This window comes from Thermoanaerobacterium thermosulfurigenes, from assembly GCF_051201035.1.
GTDB lineage: Bacteria > Bacillota > Thermoanaerobacteria > Thermoanaerobacterales > Thermoanaerobacteraceae > Thermoanaerobacterium > Thermoanaerobacterium thermosulfurigenes.
On record NZ_JBPODR010000041.1, the window covers coordinates 1 to 11,357 of the forward strand.

Here is an 11,357-nt window from a genome sequence, read left to right on the forward strand (position 1 = left end):
ACATAGAAAGGTCATGTTAAATTATTGTTCGGTGTATTAACTCCCGATTTGATATAAATCATGTAACTTTGTTACAAATATATTATACTAGGAGGATAAAATGATTAAAGCGGTACAATTTTTAAATCAAGTTCAAGCAGGATACGGAACAGATGAAAAAATGAATATGGAACCTCAATCTCAGTTTGGTGCTATAGGATTGGGGATGCTTTTGAAAAACACCATGATGAGAAACGGCGGTGACATAATTGGCACCGTAATATGTGGTGATAACTATTTTCTTGAAAATAAGGATGAAGCTATTGAAAAATTATTAAGCATGATAAAGGCGTTTAATCCAGATGTTGTCATATGTGGTCCTGCATTAAATTACAAAAGATACGGTGATTGCTGTGGATATTTGGCAGAAGCCGTCATAGAGAAATTAAATATTCCTGCATTTGCGGCCATGTCAAAAGACAACACAGGTACAGAATTGTTTAGAAAAAAGATATACATCATAGAAACTCCAAATAGAGGCGGTATAGGACTAAACGATTCATTAAGAAAGATATCAAAGTTTGCAGTAAAGTTGGCTCAAGGACAGCCTATAGGATCTCCTGAAGAGGAAGGATATTTTCCGCAGGATTAAAAGAGGTGATACCGATGTTTTTGGATTGAATACTTTTGCTTTCAAGGGATTTCCCTCTTTTTAAGATGTTTTAATAGTTCTTGTCTTGATATTTAGTAGGGAAATCCTTGAAGATAAAATGCAAAATTGCTTTTACAAACAAAGCTTTTTGAAAGGAGGGAAAACGTTAATGCTTAAAATTATTCTATTTTGCTCTTCGGGTTCATCCACAAGCATGTTGATTGGAAGAATTGAAGAAGCAGCAAAAGCAAGAGGCATAGAGGTGGCTGTCGATGCATATCCTGAGGCACAGATGGAAAAATACGTTGAAGAAGCAGATGTGGTTCTTTTAGGTCCGCAGGTAAAATTCATCCTGCCAAAAGCAAAGAAAATATGCAGTGAAAAAGGTGTGCCTGTAGATGTGATAAATCCAGTCGTCTACGGCATGATGGATGGGGAAAAAGTGTTAGACCAAGCTTTAAGCATGGCTAATAAATAGTTCTCATTTATAAGTTTTAAAAACAAAAATCCAAATTTAAGATAAGGAGTGTTATAAAATGAGTAAGTTTACAGATTCGCTTGAGGAAAAATTGATGCCTATAGCGGGCAAAATCTCTGAAAATAGGTACTTGACATCAATTCGTGATGGCTTTATGCTTGCTGTTCCACTCATTACAATAGGTGCTGTTTTCTTGTTGCTGGCGTTTTTGCCGATACCTGGATATTCTGATTTTATGGCAAAGGCTTTCGGACCAAACTGGAATACATTCTTTATGAGGCCCTTTGAGGCTACAATGTCAATAATGAGTATATTTGTAGTATTTGGCATTGCATACAGCCTCGCAGGGCATTACAAGATTGATGGTTTAAACACGGCTGCAACTGCACTCGTTGCATTTTTGATATTTACACCGTTTATAGTTAATTATACACCTGAAGGAGCTAAAAAAGCAATTCAAGTAAGCGGCGGCATACCAGTTGACTGGATGGGCTCAAAAGGTCTGTTTGTAGGCATTTTAACGGCAATACTGTCAGTTGAAATCGTAAGATTTGTTATAAAAAGAGGCTGGGTAATTAAGATGCCAAAAGGTGTTCCACCTGCAGTTGAAAAGGCTTTCTCTGCGTTGATTCCTGCGGCTATAGTTGCTATCATCATCGATGTTATAAGAATGCTGTTTGCTATGACATCTTACGGTACAATACATCAATTTATTTACACAGTGTTGCAGATACCTTTGACAAGACTTGGCGATACACTGCCTGCTACGCTGATTGCTAACTTCTTCGAAGGACTTTTCTGGTCGTTTGGTATACATGGCGCAAACGTAGTCGGATCTGTCATGGGACCAATATGGTTGGCACTTGCAGCAGAGAACTTACAGGCATTCCAAGCTGGTCATCCAGTTCCACACATCATAACACAGCAGTTCCACGATATGTACATGCTGGTAGGTGGCTCAGGAAGCACATTAGGACTTGTACTTGCTATGCTTTTCTTCTCAAAATCAAGACAGGTAAAAACAGTTGGAAAACTTGCTATAGTTCCTGGTTTATTCAATATCAATGAACCTGTAATATTCGGACTTCCAATTGTTTTAAACCCAATAATGGTAATACCATTCATATTGACGCCGATGATCTTAGCTACTTTGACTTACATCGTCATGTCAATAGGTCTTGTTGGGCACCCAACAGGTGTTGTAATACCATGGACGACACCACCTATCATTGGAGGACTTTTGGTGTCAGGTTTTAGCGGTGCTATATGGCAAATAATCGAATTAGTGATTTCATTCTTCATATACTTGCCATTCTTAAGAGTCGTAGATAGACAGTACCTTGAACAAGAGCAAGCAATGGCTGTTGAAAGCCAAAAAGGCTGATATAATTGCAATTAGGCGGTTACAGTCGTAATCGTCTAATTGCTTTAAACATTTTAAAAGGTGTAAGGAGATAAAATTTATGGGTGTTTTGGAAGAACTAAAAATAAGCCTTTTTATGCCTCAAAATTACAAAAGATTAAAAGGCGAATCTATAATAAAACTTCTCAGATTTGACCTTATCTTGACGATTTTTGGTGTTATCTATTTAACGCTTATAAAACTTATAATATCACTATTTACAGGCAATTTTTCAGTATTTTTAAATAGCTATTTAAAACTATCAATAAAAAATATTGCATCTTCACTAATATTTCTATACATTGGTTTGATAGCGTCGTCGCTTGTGCTATCACTTGTCTTTTATGTTGTGGCACTTATAAAGAAACAAAAAGAATTGAACTATTACGATTTGATAGTTTATGCGACGCATGCACTGGCAATATGTATTGTATTGGAAGAATTCTTTGGCCCCTTAGTGATAGTATTTTCCATAGGTTATTTTCTAATATCATTAGGTGGGGAAAAACTTATTACAAACTATGTGACTAACAAAGCAAGAGGAGGAAAGAAAAATGGCAAAAGAGTATAAATTTCCAGAAGGTTTTTGGTGGGGTTCTGCCACATCTGCAACACAGATAGAAGGTGCTGCGAGTGAAGACGGAAAAGGAATGAATGTATGGGATTACTGGTACAAGCAAGTGCCGAATCGCTTTTTTAACGGTGTAGGACCCGAAGTGACGTCTGATTTTTACCACAGATATAAAGAAGACATAAAATTGATGAAAGAAATAGGACACAATTCATTTAGATTCTCTATATCGTGGTCAAGATTGATTCCTGGTGGAGTAGGTGAAGTAAACAAAAAGGCAGTAGATTTCTACAATAATGTAATAAACGAACTTTTAGAAAATGACATTATGCCCATAGCTACTTTGTTCCACTTTGATATGCCGATAGAGATGCAGCACATTGGAGGATTTGAAAGCCGTCAAGTTTTGGAGAATTACAAGAATTATGCCAAGACATGCTTTGAGCTTTTTGGAGATAGAGTGAAAAGATGGATTACTTTCAATGAACCGATAGTTCCAGCAGAAGGAGGATACCTTTATAATTTTCATTATCCAGACATTGTGGATTTTAAGAAAGCTATACAGGTGTGTTTCAATACTGTGCTGGCAAGTGCAATGGCAATAAGCGAGTTTAAAAAGTTAGAGATTAAAGATGGTAAAATAGGTATTGTACTGAATCTTACTCCATCATATCCTCGGAGCAACCATCCTGCAGATTTAAAAGCGGCAGAAATAGCTGATCTTCTCTTTAATAGAAGCTTTTTAGATCCATGTGTAAAAGGAGAATATCCAGATAAACTTGTAGAGCTTTTAAAAAGCTACAATCACTTGCCAGTGTATACTGAGGAAGATCTTGAACTTATAAAAAATAATACAGTTGACTACCTTGGAGTAAATTACTATCAACCAAGAAGAGTAAAAGCAAAAGAAAACATGCCAAATCCTTATGGTGTATTTACACCCGACTGGTTTTTTGACGAGTATGTAATGCCGGGAAGAAGGATGAATCCGTACAGAGGATGGGAGATATACGAAAAAGGAATATACGATATCCTGATAAATGTAAGGGACAATTATGGAAACATTGAATCGTATATTTCAGAAAACGGCATGGGTGTAGAAGGAGAAGAGCGTTTCATAAAAGACGGTGTAATCCAAGATGATTACAGAATAGATTTCATCAAAGGTCATTTAAAATGGCTTCATAAGGCGATTGAAGAAGGATGCAATGTAAAAGGCTATCACCTGTGGTCTTTCATGGACAACTGGTCATTCCTAAACGCCTACAAAAACCGCTATGGACTCGTATCAGTCGATATAACCACACAAAATAGAACCATCAAAAAAAGTGGATATTGGTATAAAGAATTAGCGAAATACAATGGATTTAGCGAATGAAATATTATAATAGTTTGCATATTATACAGCCTTCACAAATGTGAGGGTGTTTTTTTATGTGTGATTACAGCTTATTAAGAGAGAGTTTGAAGTAGTCATAAAAAATTTTTTAAATCAAAGAAGGAATTTTAGAAATGACGTCGAATATATTATAATAAGATGTACGTACAATAATGAAATCATATATAATTTATAAGCACGTAAGAGGAATTGCCTTAAAATGATTGATAATCTAAGGAAAGATGTTAGCATAAAAATTTTTTAAAAAAATTTTAAAAGACAAGGAGGAATTTTAAAAAACATGTAGAATATATATTAATATAAGATGTACGTATAAATAAAAATAAAGATATCAAATGTATATATAACTAATAATGCTTGTAGACGATGAAGAAAACCTTTTGTAAAAGGAGTATATGTATGTTAGCAAAAATCGTTATCAATGCAGATAGTAAAAAGGGTAAAATCAGCAAAAACATCTACGGTCATTTTGCAGAACATTTAGGAAGATGTATTTATGGTGGTTTTTGGGTTGGAAGTGACTCAGAAATACCCAATATAGATGGGATTAGAAAAGACGTCGTTGAAGCATTAAAGAAGATCAAAGTACCTGTGTTGAGATGGCCAGGTGGATGTTTTGCAGATGAATATCATTGGAAAGATGGTATAGGACCTTATGAATCAAGGCCCAAGATGATTAATGTGCATTGGGGTGGTGTAATCGAAAACAATCACTTTGGTACGCATGAATTCTTTGAACTATGTGGTCTATTGAATGCAGAGCCATATATTTGCGGCAATGTTGGAAGTGGCACAGTTCAAGAGATGAGAGAATGGATAGAGTACATGACATTTGATGGAGAATCGCCAATGGCAAATTTGAGAGCCTCAAATGGAAGAAAAGAACCGTGGAAGCTTAAATACTTTGGTGTTGGAAATGAAAGTTGGGGCTGCGGCGGTAATATGCGCCCAGAATATTATGCTGATGTATATAGAAGATATTCAACATATGTCAGGAATTTTGGTAGCAATAGGATATTTAAAATTGCTTGTGGACCTAATACAAACGATTATAATTGGACAGAAGTGTTGATGAGAGAAGCTGGAAAGCACATGGATGGCATAAGTTTGCATTACTATACAGTACCAGGCACATGGGAAAGAAAAGGCTCAGCTACAGATTTTGATGAAGAAGAATGGTTTATGACTATGAAGAAAGCTTTGTACATGGATGAATTAATAACAAAACATTCCACTATTATAGATAAATATGATTCTGAAAAAAGAGTTGCATTAGTTGTAGATGAATGGGGTACATGGTATGATGTAGAACCAGGCACAAATCCGGGGTTCTTGTATCAACAAAATACAATGAGAGATGCTTTGGTTGCAGGCATTCACTTTAACATATTTAATAAACATTGCGATAGAGTAAAGATGGCTAATATAGCACAGACTATAAATGTTTTACAAGCAGTAATTCTTACAGATGGACCCAAAATGGTACTTACACCAACATATCATGTATTTGACATGTATAAAGTTCATCAAGATGCAGAATTATTAGATTTTAATATCGATACGCCTGAATATAATATAGATTTGAAAGAAAGCATACCTCAAGTAACAGCAACTGTTTCTTCTGATGATAGCGGGAAAATTCATATTTCTCTGTGCAATCTAAATCCTGAAAAATCGGTAACAGTGGAATGTGAATTTAGAGGAGAAAAAGTAAGTAAAGCAACAGGTATAATTTTAACTGCTGATGAAATGAATGCACATAATACTTTTGACAATCCTAATAAAGTTGTACCAAAAGAATTTGACGAAATTAAAATTGTTGAAAATAGGATAGTCATGACAATGCCTAAGATGGCGATTGTAGGGGTAGAAGTAGAACACAAAATATAAAATTTTAAGTATGTTTTAAAAAGTTAGGATTATTTTAGTTGTAACAATTTTCAATTAATTTTTAATGATATGGAGGTATTAGGATGATAAGTAAAAGTAAGTATATGGAAATATGTAAAAGAACTTATGATTATTTTAAAAAAGCGAATATTGTTCTTACTGAAAAAGAAAAAAGAGAAATTGAAGTGGCTGACTTCGGATTAAATGATATTAACAATATTGGTCTTCAGTTAGTGGTGTATATAAATGATGATAGATATTGCGCAAAAGAAATGGTATTATTTCCTAATCAAATTTGTCCTGAACATAAACATCCGAGTATTAATAGTAAATTAGGCAAACAAGAAACGTTTCGCTGTAGGTATGGAAAGGTCTATTTATATGTTGAAGGTGTTAAATCGAATAATTTACATTGTAAAATTCCTGATAAATATAAGGACTGTTTTACAGTATTTCATGAAATTATATTAAAACCAGGGGAACAGTATACAATTGAACCCGATACATTACATTGGTTTCAAGCAGATGAAGAAGGAGCAATAATATCAGAATTTTCGTCTCATAGTGATGATTTATCGGATATATTTACAGATAAAAGAATAAAGCGCATACCCGAAATTGGAGAATAAATTATTGCAAAGGGATGATTAAATGTTAGTAAGTGGTAAAAATATTCTTATTGATGCAAAAAAGAAAAAATATGCTGTTGGTGCGTTTAATGTAGTAAATGACGTTATGATAAGAGCTTCAGTAGATGCAGCTGTTGAGCTACAATCACCGATAATTCTAGAGCTTGCAGAAATACATTTTAAGCATTCTGATTTTGAATTAATAGCAAAAGAAGTTGCTACTATAGCAAAAAGAGTTGAAATTCCTGTGGTACTTCACCTTGATCACTGTAAAGATTTTAATAATTTTATAAAAGCAATAAAGTTTGGTTTTACTTCGTTTATGTATGATGGTTCTTCGTTACCATACGAACAAAATGTTAAGATGACAAAACAAGTAGCAGATATTGCTCATTCGTTGGGTTATTCTGTTGAAGGTGAAATAGGGCATGTTGGTGAGGGAATAGAGTACGATATGCTCCAAACATCGAAATTATTTACAACACCTGAAGATGCTTCGAAATTCGCTAAAGAAACCGGAATAGACTTTATGGCAATTGCATTTGGTTCTGCCCATGGAATATATAAAAGCAAGCCCAGTTTAGATATAAATTTATTGAAAAAGATTAATAATGTTGTGGATATTCCTTTAGTTTTACATGGAGGTTCAGGACTTACGGATGATGACTTTAAAAATTGTATTAAAAATGGAATTTGTAAAATAAATTATTTTACTGAATTATCATTGTTTGCAAAACATGCAATAAGGGTATTATTAAATGATAACGATAATATAGTTGGATATCCGGAAATACTTGATGCCTCTTATAAAGTAATAAAAGAAAGAGTAAAAAATCGGATTTTATTATTTGGAAGTTATGGAATGGCATAATATTAGTTATTAATTATATTTTGAATATTTGAAGTTTGAATATTACTTGTATTATATTGTTTGAGGAGTGTTACATTATGGCAAAATTTTCAATAGGTATTGATTATGGTACAGAATCCGCAAGGGCGTTGCTTTTAAATCTTGAGACAGCAGAGGAAGTAGCTTCTTCGACTATGAACTATCCACACGGTGTGATGGATGAGAAGCTTCCAGATGGGACAGTATTGCCGCAGGATTGGGCATTAGAGCATCCTGATGATTATATTGAAGTTCTAAAAAAGATAATTCCAGATGTGATAAACCAATCTGGAATAAATAAAGATGATGTAGTGGGCATTGGTATAGACTTTACGGCATGTACGATGCTTCCCATAAAAAAAGATGGTACGCCGTTGTGCGATTTACCAGAATATAAATCAAATCCACATGCGTATGTCAAACTGTGGAAGCATCATGCAGCACAGCCTGAAGCAAATATGCTAAATAAAATCGCATCCGAAAGAGGCGAGGATTTCTTAGCAAGGTATGGTGGAAAGATTTCCTCCGAATGGCTGATACCGAAGATATGGCAGATTTTAAATGAGGCTCCAGATATCTATGAAGAGGCAGATAAATTCATAGAAGCGACTGATTGGGTGATATTGAAGCTTACTGGCAATGAGAGAAGAAATAGCTGTACTGCAGGTTATAAAGCTATTTGGCATAAGAGAAAGGGGTATCCTTCAAAGGAATTTTTTAAGTCATTAGATGAAAGGCTTGAAAATGTAGTAGATGAAAAGCTATCAAGAGATATATATCCTTTAGGTACAAAAGCAGGTGAATTAACTGAAGAAATGGCCGAGATGATTGGTTTGAAACCCGGCATTGCTGTTGCTGTAGGCAATGTCGATGCACATGTTTCGTTGCCGGCAGTAGGTGTAACATCTCCGGGGAAAATGGTCATGATAATGGGTACATCTATATGCCATGTAGTCTTAGGTGACAAAGAAGTCGAAGTACCGGGTATGTGCGGAGTAGTGGAAGACGGCATAGTACCAGGATTTTACGGATATGAAGCCGGGCAATCGGCGGTAGGGGATATATTTGCATGGTTTGTAGATAATTGCGTTCCAGATGATTACAAAAAAGAAGCTCAAGAAAGAGGCGTATCTGTGCATCAGCTTTTGACAGAAAAAGCTTCAAAGTTAAAACCAGGAGAAAGTGGACTTCTGGCACTGGATTGGCTTAATGGAAATAGATCTGTTTTGGTTGATGCGGATCTTACTGGTTTGATTTTAGGATTGACTCTTAGGACAAAACCTGAAGAGATATACAGAGCTTTGATTGAGTCAACAGCATACGGTACACGTATGATAATAGACACATTTAATGAGTATGGCATAAAGATAGATGAGCTTTACGCCTGTGGTGGACTTCCTGAAAAAAATCCGATGCTTATGCAGATATACGCTGATGTGACAAATTTAGAGATTAAAGTTTCCAAGTCCAACCAGACACCTGCGTTAGGTGCAGCGATGTTTGGTGCAGTTGCGGCAGGAAGGGAAAATGGAGGTTTTGACAGCATATTTGAAGCAGCTAAAGTAATACCAAAGTTAAAAGATGAAACGTTCAAGCCTATTCCTGAAAATGTTGAAATTTATGAGAAACTATTTCAGGAGTACAAACTGCTTCATGATTACTTTGGAAGAGGAGCAAATGATGTGATGAAGAGGCTTAAAAACATAAAAGAGGTGGTTTCAGATGTTAGAGAACCTAAAACAACGTGTATATAAAATGAACATGATAATAATTTAAAAAAGAAGGATTTTTGAATTTTTTGTAGAATAATATACGTATAAATAGTAAAATGTATTTTATTGTACTAATAACTAAAAACTTAAAAGTATTTATATTATTTAAAAATCAGGAATAATATTTTTATTGAGCTTTTAATTAGTTACTAATGTAATGTGGATAATAATATATATTATATATGTCAATTGATAAATGTATCAATATAAATATATTATGATTTTAATTTTATTGTCTATGTTATTTTCACTTAGATTAATGATAACGATTTAGGGGGATGCAACAATGATAGATGAAGAGATTACTGTAGTGGGGCATATAGGATTAGATATTATACCTACACTAAAAAATAATTGCATAGAAAAATTTACACCTGGTTCTATGATTGATGCGGGTAATATTTTGTTATCGATTGGTGGTGTTTTTAATACGGGAATAGATCTAATAAAATTAGGAATAGGCACAAAATTAATAGGGAAAATAGGCGAAGATTATTTTGGTGAGATAATTATAAATTTATTAAATAAAATCGATAAAAGAATTACAAAGTATTTAAAAGTTGTGAAAGATGAATCGACTTCATATACAATAGTATTAAGCCCACCGAAAAAGGACAGAATGTTTATACATTTTCATGGTACAAACGATTCGTTTTCTTATGATGATGTGCCATTTGATGAAATTAAAAATAGTAAAATATTTCATTTTGGTTATCCGCCTTTAATGAAAAATATTTATTTAAATAGCGGAAATGTTTTAAAAAAAATATTAGAAAAAATAAGGGCTATGGGTATTATAACGTCGCTAGATATGTCATTTCCAGATGTTACTTCCGAATCTGGTTTGATAGATTGGGAGTGTTGGCTAAAGAATGTTTTGCCGTTTGTAGATGTGTTTTTGCCAAGTTTTGAGGAAATTGTTTTTATGCTTGATAAAACGACTTATAATAGATTAAATAATTTTGGTATGAGTGATGTAATAAGTTTTGATTATCTTAAATATGTTTCAAATAAATTATTAGATATGGGAGTTAATATTGTTGTTTTGAAGCTTGGGGAATACGGTTTATATTTAGCAACTACAAATAAAAAATTATTAAATGATTCAAACTTAAAGAATTTAATTAATATAGATAAATGGGCTAATAAAAGTATATATACTCCGTGTTTTTCGACCGAAGTTTTAGGGACTACTGGGGCTGGTGATGCAACTATAGCAGGCTTTCTTGCGGGATTATTAAATGGAAATGAACCTGAAGATGCTGTTACTATTGCTACAGCTGTTGGTGCATACAGTGTTGAATCAATTGATGCAACGAGTGGAGTAAAATCGCTTGATGCTATACTTGAACGTATATCAAAAGGATGGAATAAGTTACCTACGAATTTATCTTCAAAGCTAATAAACATATAAAACTATTAGTAAAAATTTAAGCAAATAATAATTAGAAGCATTTATCTAAATCAAATTTTCAAATTTGTATATTCACGTAGGATATTTAAGTTATCAAAAATTGATATCCTACATGGATAATATATAGTAGATCCTAATATACCCGGGGTTTAGGATTTACAAAATTTACAAATAATAAATACAAATAAGACAAGCGGTGAAATGTCAAGTAGTATTTTTTGGAACCTTGAAAAATAAAGGCCTCAAAAGTTCTAAAAAAGGCAACACTTAATAAACCTACCA

10 protein-coding genes are annotated in these 11,357 nt (G+C 33.8%); all 10 read left to right on the forward strand.

What is annotated here, in order from left to right; translation table 11 throughout:
* Positions 1-100: 100 nt before the first annotated feature.
* The 10 genes from HNR52_RS11315 to HNR52_RS11360 all read left to right on the forward strand — a co-directional run bounded on the left by HNR52_RS11315 (position 101) and on the right by HNR52_RS11360 (position 11,075).
* The gene (locus HNR52_RS11315) at positions 101-631 is read left to right on the forward strand and encodes a glycine/betaine/sarcosine/D-proline family reductase selenoprotein B (protein ID WP_013787346.1); all 531 of its coding nucleotides are present in this window, start codon (positions 101-103) and stop codon (positions 629-631) included.
* A 169-nt stretch (positions 632-800) separates the two neighbouring features.
* Positions 801-1,109 carry a PTS sugar transporter subunit IIB gene (locus HNR52_RS11320; RefSeq protein WP_013787347.1) on the forward strand — a complete coding sequence of 103 codons (309 nt, stop codon included), beginning with the start codon at positions 801-803 and terminating at the stop codon, positions 1,107-1,109.
* Positions 1,110-1,167: 58 nt separating this feature from the next.
* Positions 1,168-2,493, forward strand: a complete 1,326-nt coding sequence (gene celB / locus HNR52_RS11325; protein ID WP_013787348.1) for a PTS cellobiose transporter subunit IIC — start codon at positions 1,168-1,170, stop codon at positions 2,491-2,493.
* Positions 2,494-2,572: 79 nt separating this feature from the next.
* A complete protein-coding gene (locus tag HNR52_RS11330; RefSeq protein ID WP_435620614.1) occupies positions 2,573-3,082 on the forward strand; it encodes a hypothetical protein in 510 nt (169 codons plus the stop codon).
* On the forward strand, positions 3,066-4,460 hold the full coding sequence (locus HNR52_RS11335) for a glycoside hydrolase family 1 protein (protein ID WP_435620615.1): 1,395 nt from the start codon (positions 3,066-3,068) through the stop codon (positions 4,458-4,460). The genes HNR52_RS11330 and HNR52_RS11335 overlap by 17 nt, the downstream gene beginning before the upstream one ends.
* Before the next feature lie 420 nt (positions 4,461-4,880).
* Positions 4,881-6,371: an alpha-N-arabinofuranosidase gene (locus HNR52_RS11340; protein WP_435620616.1), complete on the forward strand. Its 1,491-nt coding sequence runs from the start codon at positions 4,881-4,883 to the stop codon at positions 6,369-6,371.
* Between the two features lie 83 nt (positions 6,372-6,454).
* The gene (locus tag HNR52_RS11345) at positions 6,455-7,000 is read left to right on the forward strand and encodes a D-lyxose/D-mannose family sugar isomerase (RefSeq protein ID WP_435620617.1); all 546 of its coding nucleotides are present in this window, start codon (positions 6,455-6,457) and stop codon (positions 6,998-7,000) included.
* 22 nt (positions 7,001-7,022) lie between these two features.
* Entirely contained in the window at positions 7,023-7,871 is an 849-nt protein-coding gene (locus HNR52_RS11350; RefSeq protein ID WP_435620618.1) for a class II fructose-bisphosphate aldolase, read from the forward strand.
* Positions 7,872-7,948: 77 nt separating this feature from the next.
* Positions 7,949-9,643, forward strand: a complete 1,695-nt coding sequence (locus tag HNR52_RS11355) for a ribulokinase (RefSeq protein ID WP_435620619.1) — start codon at positions 7,949-7,951, stop codon at positions 9,641-9,643.
* A 304-nt stretch (positions 9,644-9,947) separates the two neighbouring features.
* The gene (locus HNR52_RS11360; protein WP_435620620.1) at positions 9,948-11,075 is read left to right on the forward strand and encodes a carbohydrate kinase family protein; all 1,128 of its coding nucleotides are present in this window, start codon (positions 9,948-9,950) and stop codon (positions 11,073-11,075) included.
* Positions 11,076-11,357 lie beyond the last annotated feature (282 nt).

Bases quoted from the DNA above. Each gene is read 5' to 3' on its own strand.
- HNR52_RS11320 (WP_013787347.1), top strand. From the start codon at position 801: ATGCTTAAAATTATTCTATTTTGCTCTTCGGGTTCATCCACAAGCATG.
- HNR52_RS11360 (WP_435620620.1), top strand. From the start codon at position 9,948: ATGATAGATGAAGAGATTACTGTAGTGGGGCATATAGGATTAGATATT.
- HNR52_RS11330 (WP_435620614.1), top strand. From the start codon at position 2,573: ATGGGTGTTTTGGAAGAACTAAAAATAAGCCTTTTTATGCCTCAAAAT.
- HNR52_RS11335 (WP_435620615.1), top strand. From the start codon at position 3,066: ATGGCAAAAGAGTATAAATTTCCAGAAGGTTTTTGGTGGGGTTCTGCC.
- HNR52_RS11355 (WP_435620619.1), top strand. From the start codon at position 7,949: ATGGCAAAATTTTCAATAGGTATTGATTATGGTACAGAATCCGCAAGG.
- HNR52_RS11315 (WP_013787346.1), top strand. From the start codon at position 101: ATGATTAAAGCGGTACAATTTTTAAATCAAGTTCAAGCAGGATACGGA.
- HNR52_RS11350 (WP_435620618.1), top strand. From the start codon at position 7,023: ATGTTAGTAAGTGGTAAAAATATTCTTATTGATGCAAAAAAGAAAAAA.
- HNR52_RS11345 (WP_435620617.1), top strand. From the start codon at position 6,455: ATGATAAGTAAAAGTAAGTATATGGAAATATGTAAAAGAACTTATGAT.
- celB (WP_013787348.1), top strand. From the start codon at position 1,168: ATGAGTAAGTTTACAGATTCGCTTGAGGAAAAATTGATGCCTATAGCG.
- HNR52_RS11340 (WP_435620616.1), top strand. From the start codon at position 4,881: ATGTTAGCAAAAATCGTTATCAATGCAGATAGTAAAAAGGGTAAAATC.